The organism is Geodermatophilus sp. SYSU D00867 (genome assembly GCF_054050315.1).
Map to the genome: position 1 here is coordinate 93035 of NZ_JBJGZC010000013.1, position 15065 is coordinate 108099.

Annotated in this window: 16 protein-coding genes; 7 read left to right on the forward strand and 9 right to left on the reverse strand. The window is 78.6% G+C overall.

Translation table 11 applies throughout. From position 1 onward, the window contains the following. Nucleotides 1-2: 2 nt before the first annotated feature. A complete protein-coding gene (locus ACI8AK_RS14025) occupies nucleotides 3-929 on the forward strand; it encodes an alpha/beta fold hydrolase (protein ID WP_387988861.1) in 927 nt (308 codons plus the stop codon). Nucleotides 930-936: 7 nt separating this feature from the next. On the opposite strand, the gene ACI8AK_RS14030 is transcribed toward ACI8AK_RS14025, so the two are convergent. The 5 genes from ACI8AK_RS14030 to ACI8AK_RS14050 all read right to left on the reverse strand — a co-directional run bounded on the left by ACI8AK_RS14030 (nucleotide 937) and on the right by ACI8AK_RS14050 (nucleotide 4787). Continuing rightward, nucleotides 937-1743, reverse strand: coding sequence for an alpha/beta hydrolase (locus ACI8AK_RS14030; protein WP_456956721.1), 807 nt, complete (start codon nucleotides 1741-1743; stop codon nucleotides 937-939). Continuing rightward, entirely contained in the window at nucleotides 1736-2371 is a 636-nt protein-coding gene (locus ACI8AK_RS14035) for a hypothetical protein (protein WP_456956723.1), read from the reverse strand. Before ACI8AK_RS14035 ends, ACI8AK_RS14030 begins: the two co-directional genes overlap by 8 nt. A 76-nt stretch (nucleotides 2372-2447) precedes the next feature. Then, nucleotides 2448-2603, reverse strand: coding sequence for a hypothetical protein (locus tag ACI8AK_RS14040; RefSeq protein WP_456902178.1), 156 nt, complete (start codon nucleotides 2601-2603; stop codon nucleotides 2448-2450). Between the two features lie 81 nt (nucleotides 2604-2684). Then, on the reverse strand, nucleotides 2685-3539 hold the full coding sequence (locus ACI8AK_RS14045) for an SGNH/GDSL hydrolase family protein (protein ID WP_387988857.1): 855 nt from the start codon (nucleotides 3537-3539) through the stop codon (nucleotides 2685-2687). Nucleotides 3540-3608: 69 nt separating this feature from the next. Then, complete coding sequence (locus tag ACI8AK_RS14050; RefSeq protein WP_456956725.1) at nucleotides 3609-4787, reverse strand: FAD-dependent monooxygenase; 1179 nt, start codon at nucleotides 4785-4787, stop codon at nucleotides 3609-3611. A 102-nt stretch (nucleotides 4788-4889) separates the two neighbouring features. On the opposite strand from ACI8AK_RS14050, the gene ACI8AK_RS14055 reads away from it, so the two are divergent. Then, on the forward strand, nucleotides 4890-5675 hold the full coding sequence (locus tag ACI8AK_RS14055; protein WP_456902177.1) for a dienelactone hydrolase family protein: 786 nt from the start codon (nucleotides 4890-4892) through the stop codon (nucleotides 5673-5675). Here the strand turns inward: ACI8AK_RS14055 and ACI8AK_RS14060 are convergent. Continuing rightward, nucleotides 5656-6036: a hypothetical protein gene (locus ACI8AK_RS14060; RefSeq protein WP_387988854.1), complete on the reverse strand. Its 381-nt coding sequence runs from the start codon at nucleotides 6034-6036 to the stop codon at nucleotides 5656-5658. The genes ACI8AK_RS14055 and ACI8AK_RS14060 overlap by 20 nt on opposite strands. 230 nt (nucleotides 6037-6266) lie before the next feature. Here ACI8AK_RS14060 and ACI8AK_RS14065 point away from each other — a divergent pair, with 230 nt between their 5' ends. Then, complete coding sequence (locus tag ACI8AK_RS14065) at nucleotides 6267-7049, forward strand: helix-turn-helix transcriptional regulator (protein ID WP_387988853.1); 783 nt, start codon at nucleotides 6267-6269, stop codon at nucleotides 7047-7049. 267 nt (nucleotides 7050-7316) lie between these two features. Next, complete coding sequence (locus tag ACI8AK_RS14070) at nucleotides 7317-10037, forward strand: AAA family ATPase (RefSeq protein ID WP_456956727.1); 2721 nt, start codon at nucleotides 7317-7319, stop codon at nucleotides 10035-10037. 7 nt (nucleotides 10038-10044) lie between these two features. Here the strand turns inward: ACI8AK_RS14070 and ACI8AK_RS14075 are convergent, their stop codons facing one another. After that, a complete protein-coding gene (locus ACI8AK_RS14075; protein ID WP_387993053.1) occupies nucleotides 10045-10332 on the reverse strand; it encodes a PspC domain-containing protein in 288 nt (95 codons plus the stop codon). A 75-nt stretch (nucleotides 10333-10407) separates the two neighbouring features. Further along, nucleotides 10408-11436: an LLM class flavin-dependent oxidoreductase gene (locus tag ACI8AK_RS14080; RefSeq protein WP_387993055.1), complete on the reverse strand. Its 1029-nt coding sequence runs from the start codon at nucleotides 11434-11436 to the stop codon at nucleotides 10408-10410. A gap of 149 nt (nucleotides 11437-11585) precedes the next feature. Between ACI8AK_RS14080 and ACI8AK_RS14085 the strand changes: the two genes are divergently transcribed. The 3 genes from ACI8AK_RS14085 to ACI8AK_RS14095 all read left to right on the forward strand — a co-directional run bounded on the left by ACI8AK_RS14085 (nucleotide 11586) and on the right by ACI8AK_RS14095 (nucleotide 14314). Next, a complete protein-coding gene (locus tag ACI8AK_RS14085) occupies nucleotides 11586-11819 on the forward strand; it encodes a hypothetical protein (protein WP_387993057.1) in 234 nt (77 codons plus the stop codon). 457 nt (nucleotides 11820-12276) lie between these two features. Then, nucleotides 12277-13926: a glycoside hydrolase family 13 protein gene (locus ACI8AK_RS14090; protein WP_456956729.1), complete on the forward strand. Its 1650-nt coding sequence runs from the start codon at nucleotides 12277-12279 to the stop codon at nucleotides 13924-13926. Nucleotides 13927-13930: 4 nt separating this feature from the next. Beyond that, nucleotides 13931-14314 carry a YchJ family protein gene (locus ACI8AK_RS14095; RefSeq protein WP_387993062.1) on the forward strand — a complete coding sequence of 128 codons (384 nt, stop codon included), beginning with the start codon at nucleotides 13931-13933 and terminating at the stop codon, nucleotides 14312-14314. Here the strand turns inward: ACI8AK_RS14095 and ACI8AK_RS14100 are convergent. Continuing rightward, nucleotides 14290-14976: a dienelactone hydrolase family protein gene (locus ACI8AK_RS14100; RefSeq protein WP_456902173.1), complete on the reverse strand. Its 687-nt coding sequence runs from the start codon at nucleotides 14974-14976 to the stop codon at nucleotides 14290-14292. The genes ACI8AK_RS14095 and ACI8AK_RS14100 overlap by 25 nt on opposite strands. Nucleotides 14977-15065 lie beyond the last annotated feature (89 nt).

Below are 15065 nucleotides of genomic sequence, written 5' to 3' on the forward strand. Positions count from 1 at the left end.
CGATGGTCCTGGCCACGGTGGTCTCCACTCCCCGACCCCGGCGGCCGGCCTGCTGGGCCGCCTGCCGCGAGCCAACCAGCCGCCCGCACGTCGCGCACGCGGGAGGGGGCGCGGTCACACTGGTCCGCGACCGCGCCGAGTCCTCGCGCACGCCGTCCGGCCACCGGGGGTGCCAGCTGTCGACCGACCTCCTCCCGGCCGACCGGGAGACCCCGCTCGGGCGGATGCACAGCCGCTCGGCGGGCACGCCGCGCGACGGCGTCGCCGAGGTGGTGCTGGTGCAGGGCATCGGCGTGAGCGACTACCTCGTCCCCGCCCTGCGCGCGCTCGGGGCGTGGACGCGGGCGCACCTGGTGGAGCTGCCGGGCTTCTCGGGCAGCGGGGAGCCGCCGCACGAGCTGGACGTCGCCGAGTTCGGGGACGCGCTGGTGGCCTGGCTCGCCGGCGCGGGACTGGACCGCGTGGTGCTGGTCGGACACTCCGGCGGCACCCAGGTCGCGGCACGGGCCGCGCTCCACCGCCCGGCCGGCGTGCGGGGCCTGGTCCTGGCCAGTCCGACGGTCGACCCGGCGTTCCGCAGCCTCGGCGGGGTGCTGCGGGCCTGGTACCGCAACCACCGGCGGGAGCCGCCGGACCTCGACGAGGCCCACCGGCCGGAACGGCAGCGGGCCGGCACGCGCCGGGTCCTGCACGCCGTCCGGGCCCACCTGGCCGACCGGCTCGAGGACGTCGTCCCCCGGCTGGCCGTCCCGGTGCTCGTGCTGCACGGCGCGGACGACCTGCTGTGCACCGCGGAGTGGGCCCGCGCGCTGTGCCGGCTGGCCCGGGACGGCCGGTTCGCGTCCGTGCCGGGGGCGCACAGCTTCGTCTGGACCCACCCCGGGGCCTGGTCCGGCCCGCTCCGCCGGCTCGCCGGGGAGGTCGGCTGACGGCCGGTCAGTCGCCGGTCCCGCCGAGCCGGTCGACCGCCTCCCGGGCGACCTCGGGCGGGACGACGTGACCGCCGGCGAACTCGCGGTAGGTGACGTCGTACCCGTCGTCGCGGAGCGCGGGGACGATCTCGCGGCTGGTCCGCTCGACCGGCAGGACGTCGTCGGCGGTCCCGTGGGACACGAAGACCGGCGGCCGCCCGGTGCGCGCCGCCGGGGGCACGAACCCCGGTGAGAAGGCGACGACCCGCCGGAACAGCAGGCCGTTGGCCAGCCCCAGCCCGAGCGCGTAGGACGCGCCGTCGGAGAAGCCGGCGACGGCCACCCGGCCGGCGTCGACCGGCACCCGCCGGAGGACGGCGGTCAGCGCACGGTCGATCCCGGCGACGTCGGGCCCGTAGCCGCGCAGGACGGCGTCCCAGGTCGAGCCCCGGGAGGCCGGGGCGAGCAGCACCAGGCCGCGCTCGTCGGCGAGGGACTGCAGCAGCCCGAGCCCGGCGGCGGCGTCACCCCCCGCGCCGTGCAGGACGACGACGAGCGGCGCCGGGCCGGGGACCCCGGCGGCCGGGACGTGCAGCAGGGGGTCGCGCGCCTCCTCCAGGCCCAGCGCGGAGGTGCCCGGTGGCGGCGGCGGGAGGTCCGGTGGCGCGGTCGGGCGTGCGGTCAGGACAGCGGCCCCCTCGGCGCCGGGTACGCCGGGTGCGCCGGGGAGCCGGACCGCGCAGCCGGTCAGGAGGGCCGCCCCGGCGACCCGGCCCGCCGCCAGGAGCAGCCGCCGGCGGGTGAGCACGGTGCACGGGTGCCGCTCAGGCACTGACCTCCTCGTGGGTGTTCACCCCCGGGATCCGGCGGACCGACCCCCAGCCGAAGCGGGCCCACGCCACCAGCAGCGCCGCACCGACCAGGGAGCCGAGGGTGTCGCGGACGAGGTCGCCGTTGGTGTCGTCGTTGCCCTCCGACAGACGCGTGCCGAACCACGCGTCGGACCGCCACTCGTACACCTCCCACAGCGCCCCGATCGTGACGCCGAGGGCCGTCGTGACGACCGCGATCCCGACGTAGTGGCGCAGGTGGGTCTCGTCGCGGGGGTCGGGGACGACGTCGAGGCGGGCGAGCGCGATGTAGACGACGGGCGCGGTCAGCATCGGCAGCGTGACGTGCACCAGGTCGTCGAAGCGGACGAACCGGTCGTAGAGGCCCAGCGTCTCGCCGAACCCCTGCAGGACCATCCCCAGGGTCAGCGCGAGGTCGTACACCCGCGGCAGGTCGACCAGCCGCGCCAGGACCGTGACCGCCCCCAGGAACAGCAGGACCGCCGCGTCCCCCGCCCGCCCCGCCGCCGCGTAGGCGAGCCCGCCCACGAGCAGCACCAGCCGCAGGACGTCGATGCCGTCCCTCAGCACGGGCGTCCAGTCGCCCATCACCAGCCTGCGCACGTCCACGTCCCCGTCCCCGTCCCCGCCCCGGCCCGCCCGGTGGACGGGCCCCTCCGTCGGCGCCCGACCCACCGCGGGCGGCTCAGCGCGGCGGGTCGGCCTCCGCGCCCATCGCGTCGTCGACCGAGGTCTCGCCCTCGGTGCGACCGCCGCCGGCGTGGGCGACGTCCGGGCCGACGCTCGCGTGCGAGCCCTCGTCCTCCGGGCCGGCCTGCGGGGTCGGGTCGGTCTCGCTCATCGGTCCTCCTCCGGTCTGGTGGTGTCCCGCCCGTACCCCGCCGGCGGCGCGCCACGCCGCCGGCGGGGTGCGGGAGCCGGGTCAGCCCAGGCGCAGCACCGACATCACCCGGGCGGCCATCTCCGCCTCGCCGAGCGCGTTCGGGTGCACGACCACCGCGTTGGTGCCCTGCAGCACCGGCTCGACCCAGCGGACGCCGATCGGCTGACAGGCGTCGTGCCCGGCCGAGGCGCGGGACAGGTCGACGTAGGTGACACCCGTGGCCGCGGCCGCGCGCCGGACGGCGTCGTCGAGCGTGGTCTGCAGGGAGTGCAGGTAGGGGACGTCGCCCTCGGCGATCGGCATCCGGTCGAAGCAGCCGCCGGTCGGTGGGAGGATGGCGGGGTAACCGAGGATCGCGACCCGGGCCCGCGGCGCGGCCTCGCGCACCGCCGACAGCGCCTGCACCAGCGCCGGGTAGGTGGTGGTGCGGACGGTGTCCTCGAACGAGGTGCCGTAGGTGTCGCGGCACGGGCTGCCGCGGCCCAGCGTCAGCAGCCCGGCGGTGCCGCAGCGCAGGATCGACTCGATGAACACACCGCTGTCGTTGCCGCCGATGGTCATGGTGACCAGCTGGGTGTCCGGGGACAGCGCCTGGAGCTGGGGCGGCACGCCGGGGTGCTGCGCGGTGGTGAGGTCCGAGGTGTCCGCGCCGCCGCAGGTGACGTCGGTCAGCTGCGCGCCGGTCGCCTGCGCGATCAGGTGCGGGTAGTTGCGGGTGGAGCGCAGGCACTGCGGCGCGGCGGTGGGGTCCGGGGGCAGCACGCCGGAGGCCGCGCTGTAGGAGTCGCCGAGCGCGACGTAGCGCAGCGGCCCCGGGGGCGCGGCCGAGGCCGGGGGGACGACGAGCAGGACGCCGGCGAGCGCGGCGAGCAGGACGGTCAGCAGTCGGCGCACGGACCACTCCATCGGGGCCGGGGGCAGGTCGCCGGGCTCAACGACGCCGGCCCGAGCGGGTGACGGCGGTCACCCGGTCCCGACGAGCGGCTCGACCCGGTGGGTCCGCACCCACGCCGCCGGGTCGTGGCGGCGCAGCACCAGCGGCAGGACGGCGTCGCGGACGGCGCGGCCCACGGCCGGCGGCGGCTTCGCGCTGCTCCGGCGGAAGCCCTGGGCGACCACCCGCTCCGCGCGCGCCCGCCGCCGCTCCTCGAAGGCGCGCAGGGCGTCGTCGAGCGGCAGGTCGCGCAGGCACGCGGCGAGGACGACGGCGTCCTCCATGGCCAGCGACGAGCCCTGGCCCGAGGCCGGCGAGGTCGCGTGCGCGGCGTCGCCGACCAGCACGGTGCGGCCGCGGGACCAGCGGGGCACGGTGGGCACGTCGTGCGTCGTCCATCCGCGCAGCGGCCCGGGGGTGGCCTCCACCAGGTCCACCAGCGGCGACCGGTCGCCGCGGAGCAGGTCGTAGAGCAGCGCCCGCCACCGCGGGTCGGGCGTGCCGGCGACCTCGCCGTCGGCCGGCTCCCGGGTGAGCGGCGGGTTGGCGAACCACCACGTGCCGCCGTCCGGCGCGGCGAGGTACCCGGCGAAGCAGCGGCGGCCGAAGACCATGGTCAGCCGGCCCACCTCGGCGTCGGCCGGCACGTGCGAGGAGTACCCGGCGGTGACCAGCACGGGCACGAACCGGGGCGGCGGGGCGTCCGGGGCGACCAGCGGCCGCACCGCCGACCGCACGCCGTCCGCGCCGACGAGCAGGTCCGCGGTCTCCGTGCGGCCGTCGGCGAACTCCGCGGTGACCCCGGCGGCGGTGTCCTCCGCCCCGGTCAGGCAGGAGCGGTAGCGGATCTCCACGCCCCGCCGGAGCGCCTCCGCGTGCAGGGTCCGGTAGAGGTCCGAGCGCTTCACCGAGATGCCCGCGTCGCGCCGTCCCTCCGTGTCCCCGGTGGTGGACGAGCCCAGGACCCGGCCGGTCCCGCTGCGGAACTCGATGGTGTGCGTGGGGAACCCCGCCGCCCGGACGGCGTCCTCGGCGCCGACGGCGCGCAGCGCGTCCAGCCCGTTGACCTGCACGCCGAGCCAGGTCCCCACGTCCCCCTCGGGAGCCGGGTGGGCCTCGTGCACCGTCGCCTCGATCCCCACCCGCTGCAGCGCCATGGCCGTCACCGGCCCCGCGACCCCGCCGCCGACCACGATCGCGCGCGTCATGCCCGGGATTGCCTCACACCCGGCGGCGCGCGCCAAGCCCCTGCCGTCCTCCCGTCTGCCAGCATCGGCGGGCACCGACCGCAGCACCGGGGGAGGCCGCCCGTGACCGACGCCCAGCGGATCACCCTGACCGGCGTCGCGATCCCCCCGGGTCCGGGCGGGACGCCGGGGCTGCGCGGGCTGCTCGCCGTGCCCGACGGCCCGGGGCCGTGGCCCGGTGTGGTGCTGCTGCACGAGGCCTTCGGCGTCGACGGCGTGGTGCGGCGGCAGGCGCAGCGGATGGCCGCCGCCGGCTGCCTGACGCTCGTGCCGGACCTGTTCACCGACGGCGGCGCGCGGCGGGCCCTGGTCCCGACGTTCCGCGCGGTGGACGCCGGCGGGGGGCGCCCGTTCGCCGACGCCGAGGCGGCCCGCGCCCACCTGGCCGCGCGACCGGACTGCACCGGCCGGGTCGGCGTGCTGGGGTCCAGCGTCGGCGGCGGGCTGGCGCTGCACCTGGCGGCCCGCGGCTTCGACGCCGCGGCGGTGTTCTACGCGCGGCTGCCGCGGGACCCGCACACCGCGCTGCTCGGCGCCTGCCCCGTGGTGGCCGGCTACGGCGGCCGCGACCCGGGCCTGCGCGGCACCGCCGCGGAGCTCGCGACGGTGCTGACCCGGGTCGGCGTCCGGCACGACGTCCGCGAGTACCCGGGCGCCGGCCACGGCTTCCTGCACGACGCCCCGGTCGGCCCGCGGGTGCTGCGCCCCCTGCTGCGGGACGCGCTGCGGATCCGGCCGGACCCCGCCGCCGCGGCCGACGCCTGGGCCCGGACCGACGCCTGGTTCGCCGAGCACCTGCGGGGGCGGCCCCCGGCGGAGGTCCCGGCGCTCAGGCCGTCGGCACCGTGACGGGGGAGTCCGGCTGCCGCGGCGCCGGGACGACCGGCGCGCCGACGGCCTCCGGCGCGGCCGCCGGGCGGGCGGGCCGGCGGGGGAAGCCCGCGGCGAACACGTCCGGCAGCACGAACACGACGCGCTGCGGCTGCTCGGGGCCGGCGTCGACCAGGGCGCGGATGCGGGCCAGCTCGTCCTCGGCGGCCCGGGCGTCCTCCCACACCTCGTAGACCATCACCGACCGGGGCTGCCGGACGTGCCGGCGGGACAGGCAGTGCGGCGGCCGGTCGACGTCCTCCGGCAGGGCGCGGCGCAGCACCTCGTACTGCGCCGGCTCGACGTCGTTCCACCGCAGGTGCAGCACGAGGAGAGACACGGTTCCCCCTGGTATTCGGTCCGTAGGTGCGGCACGGACGCTAGGGACGGCCGATCGGCACCGTCTGTACGCACTTGTGCGTATGCGCCGGGGTGCGGCGCCCCCTTGACGGCGCGGGGATCTCCGTTGACGCCGACCCGCGGGAGCGGCCACGCTCGTCCTGCACAGAGGGCTGCACACGCGACCGACGCGGGACCGGCGGGGGCCCGCGGGATCGTCGGAGGCCGGCGATGGAGCCTGTGGTCCGGGAGCTCACCGACCTGGTGGTGGGCCTGCTCGACGGCATGGTCGGCCCGCAGCTGCCCGCCGGCCCCGTGTTCGCCGTCCTGTGCCCCCGCCTGGAGGCGCCCGCCGCGGTGCTGCAGCGCACCGACTGGCGCACCGGCGCCACGGAGATCACCGCCACCGGCCTCGCCGGTGACCAGCTCGAGCTGCTGGTCGACGCCACGCACCGCATGCGCTCGGCGCACCCCCTGCTGACCGCCGTCGCGGCCGGGGACCTCACGCCCGCGACGGCGCAGGAGGCGGCCGGCGGCTGGCAGAGCTGGCGCCGGTCCCCCGCCCGGGGCGTCATCGCCTCGGTGTGCGGCTGGGACCAGCTGGTCAGCCTGCCCCTGCGGGGCGGGCCGGCCGAGGTCTGCGGCTTCGCCTTCGGCCGGCCCCGCCGCGACTTCACCGCGGCCGACCTCGAGCTGCTCGACGGCGTCGCGCCGGTGCTGCGGGCGCTGGACCGGCACGTGCGGACGGTGCGGGCCTGGCAGGACGGCGACGGGGACGGCGGCGCGCACGCCCGCGCGGCGGGCCTCACGTGCCGGGAGACGGCGGTCCTGCTGTGCCTGGCCGAGGGGCTGACGGCGACCGCGACGGCGCACCGGCTGGGCTGCTCGACCCGCACGGTCACCACGCACGCCGCGCGGCTGTACCGGAAGCTCGGTGTCCACGACCGGCTGACCGCGGTCCTCGAGGCGCAGCGCCGGGGCATCCTGCCCGCCCCCGCCGTGCCGGCCGGCTGAGCGGGGGGGGTCAGCGCGGTGTCCGCCAGGGCAGCAGCCGGGGGTCCAGCGGCGCCCCGAACCAGCAGGCCATCCACCGCAGCCGGGCGCCGGTCGGCGACGGCCGACGGGCCGGACTCGGGGCCGGGGTCGGGGTCGGGGTCGGGGTCGGGGTCGGGGTCGGGGTCGGGGTCGGGGTCGGGGTCATGGCGTCCTCCCTCGGAGCGGCTGCCGGACGAGCCTCCGGCCGGCGGCGGCGCCCTCGCGTCGGGGGAAACCCGCGACCTGGTGGGCCGGGCGGCGGAGCTCGCGCGCGTCGACCGGCTCCTCGACGACGCCCGCGCGGGCCGGCCGGGCCTGCTCGTCGTCGAGGGCGAGGCCGGCATCGGCAAGACCGCCCTGCTGGAGGCCGCAGCTGCGCGGGCCGCCGGGTGCACGGTGCTGCGCGCCCGCGGGATCGAGTCCGAGGCGACGCTGCCGCAGGCCGTCCTGCTGGAGCTGCTCGGCCCGCTGCGCCCCCTGCTGCCGGAGGTCCCGCCGGGCCAGGCGGCCGCGCTCGCCGCGGCGCTGGGCTGGGGGCCGGCCGACGTCCCGGGCGAGCGGCACCTGGTCGCGGCCGGGACCCTCTCGCTGCTGGCCGCTGCCGCGGCGGCCGCGCCGGTGCTCGTCCTGGTCGACGACCTGCAGTGGGCCGACGCGGAGTCCGCGGCCGCGCTGCTGTTCGCCGCACGCCGGGTGCACGGGGACCGGGTCGCGGTGCTGGTGGCGCGGCGGCCGGGGGCCGGCCCGCTGCCCGGCGCCGAGGTGCTCCCGGTGACCGCCCTGCCCGCCGACGACGCCCGCACGCTGCTGGCCGGGACCGTCGCACCCGCTGTGGCGCGCCGGCTGGCCGGCCGGGTCGGCGGGGTCCCGCTCGCGCTGCTGGAGGTGGCCGCGGCCCTGTCGCCGGCGCAGCGGGCGGGCACCGAGCCGCTGCCCGCGGACCTGCCGGTCGGCCCGGCGCTGTCCGGGGCGTTCGAGCCGGAGCTGGCCGGGCTGCCGGCCGGGGCGCGGGAGGCGGTGCTGCTGCTGGCCGCGGCCCACGACGGCAGCGCCGCCGCCGTCGCCGCGGCGCTGGCCCGGTCGGGCACCGACCCGGCCGCGGCCCTGGACGCCGCGGAGGAGCGGGGCGTCGTCGTGCGCGACGGGGACGCCCTGGCGTTCCGGCACCCGCTGCTGCGCAGCCTGGTGTGGCGCCGGGCGACGCCCGCCGAGCGCCGGCGGGCGCACCGCCTGCTGGCCGGGACCGCCCGGACCGGCGACGACCTCGCCGCGGTGTGGCACCGCGCGCTGGCGGCCGCCGGTCCCGACGACGCGCTGGCCGGCGAGCTGGCCGCGGCCGCCGGCCGGGCCCGGGCGCGGCGCGGGTACGCGGCGTCGTCGGCGGCGCTGGAGCGCGCGGCCGCGCTGACCGGGGACGCCGCCCGCGCCGCGGAGCTGCTCGCGGCCGCCGTCCGGGACGCCGCCGTCGGCGGGGACGCCGTCCGTGCGCGGGCGCTGGCCGGCGCCGTCCTGCGCGGCGCGGCGCCGGCGGCCGCACGGGCGGAGGTGCTGCACGTCCTGGGCCGGGTCGAGCAGGACACCGGCTCGGTGCCGGCCGCGGGCGACCTGCTGCGCGCGGCCGCCGACCTCGCCACCGGCCGCACCGCCGCCTGGGTGCTCACCGACCTCGCCGTCGTCCAGCACCGGCTCGGTGACGTGACGGGCATGCGGGCGACGGCGCGGCGGATCGCGGCCGCCGCGGACGCCGGCGACCCCCTGCAGCGGGTGCTCGCGGCGTGGGTCACCGGGGTCGCCGCCCTGCACGCCGGCGACCCCGACCGCGGACGGCGGCTCCTGCACCGGGCACTGGAGACGGCGGAGGGCGAGCCGGGGCTGCGCGCCGAGCCCCGGCTGCTGCCGCTGCTCGTCCTCGCGGTGGGCTGGCTGCCCGACCCGCCGGCCGCCGTCCCCGTGGTGGAGCGCCGCCTGCGCGAGGCCCGGGAGCTCGGGGCCCTGGGGGTGCTGGTCGCCGTCCTGTCGATGACCGCCCACGGCCGGGCGGAGCTGCTGGGCGACCACCCGGGCGCCTACGCCGACGCCGGCGAGGCGGTCGAGCTCGCCGAGGAGCTGGGCTACGTCGCCGACGCCGCGCCGGCCCTGGAGCTGCTGGCGGAGGAGGCCGCGGCGCGCGGGCGGCACGGGGAGGCGGCGGCGCACCTGGACCGCGCCCGGGCGCTGGTCGCCCGGGCCGGCACGGCCGCCGTCGCGGCGCACCTGACCCTCTCCGAGGCGTTCTGCGCGCTGTGCCGCGGCGACCTCGCCGCGGTGGCCCGGCTGCTGGAGGGGCGGCTGGCCGCCGACGGCGGGGTCGGCGCGCTGGGCGAGCCGCTGGGCGTGGCGCCGCTGCTGGTCGAGGCGTGGACGGGGCTGGGCCGGGCCGCCGAGGCCGCGGAGCTCGCCGGGGAGTACGAGCGGGTGTCGCGGTCGCCGCTGCCGCCGACCGCCGCGCTGGTGGCCCGCTGCCGGGCGCTGACCTGCCCGGACGACGACGCCGCGACGGCGCTGTTCGAGGGGGCGCTCGCCGCCCACGCGCTCGCGCCGGACCCCTTCGAGACCCCGCACACGCGGCTGCTGTTCGGAGCGAGACTGCGCCGCTCGGGTCAGCGGACGCGGGCGCGGGCGGAGCTCGCCGCGGCGGCCGACGCCTTCGCCGCGCTGGACCTCACGGCCTGGGCGCAGCGCGCCGAGGGCGAGCTGCGCGCCACCGGGCGGACCGCGCGCCCGCGCCGGCCGCTGCCCGAGGAGCCCCTCACCGCGCAGGAGACGCGGATCGCCGTCCTGGCGGCGCGGGGCGCCTCGAACGCGGAGGTCGCCGCGGCGCTGTTCCTCAGCCCGAAGACCGTCGAGCACCACCTGAGCAGCGTCTACCGCAAGCGCGGGCTGCGCTCGCGCGTCGGGCTGGCGGCGCTGTTCCCGCCCGCGGGCTGAGGGCGGGTCAGCCCGCCCGGTCGAGGCGGCCGGCCAGCCGGTCGACGAACCGGTCGACCGGGCGCGGCTGCTCGCCGGGCGGCAGGGGCTCGGCGGGGGTGAGCACCCACAGCACGGCGTAGAGCACCAGGCCGGCACCGCCGGCGAGGGTCAGGGCGACGGCGGCGGCGCGCCACAGCACCGCGTCGACGCCGGTGTAGGCGGCCAGCCCGCCGCAGACGCCGCCGAGCATGCGCTCGGTGGAGCTGCGTCGCAGCGGCGGCCGGTTGCCGGTGTACGAGGTCGGGATCGTCATGGCACCAGGCTCCCGCCGCCGGGCCCCGCGGCACATCGGGGAAGGCCCGGAGAGCGCACCCGGACCCGACCCTGGTCAGCCCGCGGCGACCTTCGGGGCGACCTCGGTGCCCAGCAGCTCGATGCCGCGCAGCAGGTCCTCGTGGGCCAGCCGCGGGTTGGTCATCTGGATGGAGACCCGGTCCACCCCGCCGAGCTGGGCGGAGATCCGCAGCAGCTTCTCGGCCACGGTGTCGGGGTCGCCCGTGAAGAAGGCGCCGTCGGGCCCGCTGGTGGCGTCGAACTGGGCGCGGGTGGGCGCCCGGAAGCCGCGCTCGCGGGAGACCTTCGTGAACATCTCGTGCCAGCCGGGGTAGATCGTGTCCGCGGCGGCCCGGGTGCTGTCGGCGACGTAGCCGAACACGTGCAGGCCCACCTGCAGCTGCTCGGGGGCGTGCCCGGCCTGCGCGCCGGCCTGCCGGTAGAGGTCGACCAGCGGCGCGAACTGCCGGGGCTCGCCCCCGATGACCGCGACCATGAGCGGCAGGCCGAGGAGCCCGGCGCGGACGAACGACGTCGGGGTGCCGCCCACGCCCACCCAGATCGGCAGCGGGTCCTGCAGCGGGCGCGGGTAGACGCCCTGGCCGGTGAGCGCCGGGCGGTGCCGGCCGGACCAGGTGACGTGCTCGGACTCGCGGATGCGCAGCAGCAGGTCCAGCTTCTCGTCGAACAGCTCGTCGTAGTCGGCCAGCGACAGGCCGAAGAGCGGGAACGCCTCGGTGAACGACCCGCGGCCGACGACCAGGTCGGTCCGCCCGCGGCTGATGAGGTCGAGGGTGGCGAACTGCTGGAACACCCGGACCGGGTCGGCGGCCGACAGCACCGCGACGGCGCTGCCCAGCCGGATCCGCTCGGTGCGGGCGGCGGCCGCGGCCAGGATGACCGGCGGCGCGGAGTCGTAGTACTCGGGGCGGTGGTGCTCCCCGATGCCGAAGGAGTACAGCCCGGACCGGTCGGCCAGCTCGATCTCCTCGAGCAGGTGGGCCATCCGCTCCTCGGGACCGATGAGCCGGCCCGTCCGCGGGTCGGTCACCGCCGCCACGAAGCTGTCGACGCCGAGGTGCACGGCGGTCCTCCTCCCGGGGCGGGCGCCCCTCTCGTCGAGCGGTCGGTCGTCAAGCGCTCAACGAGCAGTGAACCAGCCCCCCGGCGCGTGCCGCCCGACACAGGGGGTACCGCACGGCCCGTACCGCACACCCGAGTGATGGAGGGACCGTGTCGGAGTCAGACACCCAGGGTCAGGGCCTCGAGGAGACCGGGACCGGCGACGCCGCCAAGCGGATCGGCCAGGCGCCGACGGCGACCGACGTGGAGGACCCGGACCGGGCCTCGCGCAACACCGCGGCGGGCAGCGGGTCGGAGCCGGGCGAGGGCCCGGTGCAGCCCGCGGCCGACGAGGGCGTGGACCCGTCGGCGAGCATCGAACCGCACAACGAGGGGCAGGTCTAGCGGAGCCCGTGGACGACAGCGCCCCTCCGGCCTCGTGGCCGGAGGGGCGCTGTCGTGCACGGGTCTAGGCGGCGGTGGTCGCCCGGCCGTCGCGCGTGGCGCGGGGGCGGGGCGCCGCAGGGCGGTCCTCGGCGCCGGCGCGGAGGCCGGCGAGGTGCCAGGCGGTGCAGTCGGGGCAGCTGGCGATCCAGACGTGCCGGGGGTGGCGGAAGCAGGCGGCTCGGTCAGCCGGGGTGCTGGACATGGTGCGGGTACTCCCTGCCGCCGGTCTGACGGCGGCTCGTGACTCGTGGGACGGGTGGTGCAACACCCGGGAGGGGGTCCCCCATCCGGGCTGTGCGCGAGGACACCCTGCGTGCCCCGTACCTGCGCGTTCGGCGGAACGTGACGATCACGACCGCACTCTTTGGTGTCCAGCGTCTGTGACCCGGCCACGGGGAGTGCCGATCCTGGGCGCATGTCCGCTCGACTCGTCGCTGCCGGCACCGCCGCCGCGCAGCAGCCGTGGTCCCGGCCCGTTGCCCCGCCGGCGACCCAGGAGCAGCCCTGGTGGCGCTCGGCCGTCGTCTACCAGGTCTACCTGCGCTCGTTCGCCGACGGCAACGGGGACGGCATCGGCGACCTCGCCGGCCTGCGCGCCCGCCTGCCCTACCTGTCGTGGCTCGGCGTCGACGCGCTGTGGATCAACCCGCACTACCCCTCGGGCGGCGCCGACGGCGGCTACGACGTCGTCGACTACCGGGCGGTGGACCCCGAGTACGGCGACGTGTCCGACGTCGAGGCGCTGGTCGCCGACGCGCGCCGGCTGGGCCTGCGCGTCGTGCTCGACGTCGTCCCCAACCACACCTCCGACCGGCACCCCTGGTTCCAGGCGGCGCTGGCCGACCCCGACTGCCCCGAGGCCTCCCGCTACCACTTCGCGCCGCCGTCGGAGGAGCCGCCGAACAACTGGCGCTCGCTGTTCGGCGGGCCGGCCTGGTCGCGCACCCCGGACGGCCGCTGGTACCTGCACCTGTTCGCCCCCGAGCAGCCCGACCTCAACTGGCGCGACCCGGTCGTGGCCGAGGACTTCGAGCGGACCCTGCGCTTCTGGCTCGACCGCGGGGTGAGCGGCTTCCGCGTCGACGTCGCCTACGGGCTGTACAAGGACGCCGGCCTGCGCGACAACCCCGGCGAGTACTCCCCCACCCTGTTCGGCCACGGCCCCGAGCAGGCCATGACGTGGAACCAGCCCGAGGTGCACGACGTGTGGCGCCGCTGGCGGGCGGTCTGCGACGAGTACCCGGACACCATGCTGGTCGGTGAGGTCTGCCTGGCCGACCTCGACGAGGTCGCCCTCTACTCGCGGGCCGACGAGCTGCACCAGTCGCTGTCGTTCCGGCTGCTGAAGTCGGCGTGGGACACCCCGGCCTTCGCCGAGGCGATCGGCAGCGCGCTCGAGGCCTTCGGGCGGGTGGGCGCGCCGGTGTCGTGGGTCCTCGGCAACCACGACAAGGACCGCATGGTCACCCGCTTCGGCGGCGGCGGGACGGGCCTGGCCCGGGCGCGCGCCGCGGCGCTGCTGCTGCTGTCCCTGCCCGGCTCGGCCTACGTCTACGCCGGCGACGAGCTCGGCCTGCCGCAGGCGCACGTCCCCGACGAGGCCAAGCAGGACCCGATCTTCTTCCGCAGCGGCGGCGAGCGCGCCGGCCGCGACGGCTGCCGCGTCCCGATGCCGTGGAACGCCACCACCGGCGTCGGCTTCTCCCGCGACCGCTCCGCGAAGCCGTGGCTGCCGGTGCCCGCGGAGTGGAAGCGGCACGCCGTCTCCCGGCAGACCCGCGAGTCCGGCTCGGTGCTGCACCTCTACCGGCAGGCGCTGGCCGTCCGCGCCCAGCACCCGGCGCTGGGCACCGGCGAGGCCACCGTGAGCACCCGCGGCGACGTCCTCACCGTGCGCTGCACCGGCGGCGGGCGCACCGTCCGCTGCGTGGTCAACATGGGCGCCGACACCGCGCTGGTCCGCTCGCGCGGCCGGGTGCTGCTCGAGTCCGGTCCGGGCGTGCACACGTCCGCCCGGTCGGTGGCGCTGCCGCCGGACACGGCCGTCTGGATCGCTGAGGACTGAGGGCGTGAGCCCGGAGCGCTGCCCCTGCGGCACCGGCCTGGCCTACGCGGAGTGCTGCGGCCGCCTCCACGACGGGACGGCGGCCGCGGCCACCGCCGAGCAGCTGATGCGCTCGCGCTACAGCGCCTTCGCCGTCGGGGACGCCGCCCACCTGCAGGAGACGTGGGACCCGGCCACCCGGCCGCGGTCGCTGACCCTGGACCCGGCGGTGCGCTGGACCGGGCTGGAGGTGCTGGCCACCACCGGCGGCGGCCTGTTCGACGCCGAGGGCACGGTGACCTTCCGCGCGCACTCGCGCGCCGGCGGGCGGGAGCACGTGCAGGCCGAGCACAGCCGGTTCCGCCGCGTCGGCGGCCGCTGGCTCTACGTGGACGGCGACCCCGCCTGAGACCCCGGCAACCAGCGGTCCAGCCAGCCGAGGGTGCGGTCGACGACCTGCTCCAGCGCGCCGGGCTCGGGGAACAGGTGGGTCGCCCCGGGGACGACGGCCAGCCCGGACGGCCCGCCCAGCCGGGCGGCGGCGTCCCGGTTGAGCGCGAGCACCCGCTCGTCGGCACCGCCGACGACGAGCAGCGTCGGCGCCCGCACCCGGGCCAGCGCCGCCCCGGCCAGGTCCGGCCGGCCGCCGCGCGACACCACCGCTCCCACCCGGCCGGGCCGGTCGGCGGCGGTGAGGAGGGCCGCGGCCGCCCCCGTGCTCGCGCCGAACAGGGCCAGGGGCAGGCCGGCGGTCGCCTCCGCGCGGTCGAGCAGGTCGGCGGCCGCGGTCAGCCGGCCGGCCAGCAGCCCGACGTCGAAGCGCAGCTCGCGGGTGCGGGTGTCGACCTCCTCCTCCGCGGGCGTGAGCAGGTCCAGCAGCAGGGTGGCCCACCCCGCCCGCTGCAGCGCGGCGGCCACCTGCCGGTTGCGCGGGCTGTGCCGGCTGCTGCCGCTGCCGTGGGCGAACAGCACCACGCCCCGGGCGGCGGGCGGCACGGCGAGGTCACCGGCCAGCGCCGCCCCGGGTGCCGGCACCTCGACGAGGACCTCACCGGGCACCCCAGCAGGCATGGCCGTCCCTCCCCGGACGCTCGGCTCCCGGGTACCCGGCGGGGACCGGGCCGACGCGCGGGTCCCGGCCGGGTGTGGCGGGGAGCGGG

Excerpts from the sequence above, each read along its gene's own strand:
- ACI8AK_RS14025 (WP_387988861.1), top strand. The coding sequence starts at position 3 with ATGGTCCTGGCCACGGTGGTCTCCACTCCCCGACCCCGGCGGCCGGCC.
- ACI8AK_RS14090 (WP_456956729.1), top strand. The coding sequence starts at position 12,277 with ATGTCCGCTCGACTCGTCGCTGCCGGCACCGCCGCCGCGCAGCAGCCG.
- ACI8AK_RS14040 (WP_456902178.1), bottom strand. The coding sequence starts at position 2,603 with ATGAGCGAGACCGACCCGACCCCGCAGGCCGGCCCGGAGGACGAGGGC.
- ACI8AK_RS14065 (WP_387988853.1), top strand. The coding sequence starts at position 6,267 with ATGGAGCCTGTGGTCCGGGAGCTCACCGACCTGGTGGTGGGCCTGCTC.
- ACI8AK_RS14050 (WP_456956725.1), bottom strand. The coding sequence starts at position 4,787 with ATGACGCGCGCGATCGTGGTCGGCGGCGGGGTCGCGGGGCCGGTGACG.
- ACI8AK_RS14100 (WP_456902173.1), bottom strand. The coding sequence starts at position 14,976 with ATGCCTGCTGGGGTGCCCGGTGAGGTCCTCGTCGAGGTGCCGGCACCC.
- ACI8AK_RS14075 (WP_387993053.1), bottom strand. The coding sequence starts at position 10,332 with ATGACGATCCCGACCTCGTACACCGGCAACCGGCCGCCGCTGCGACGC.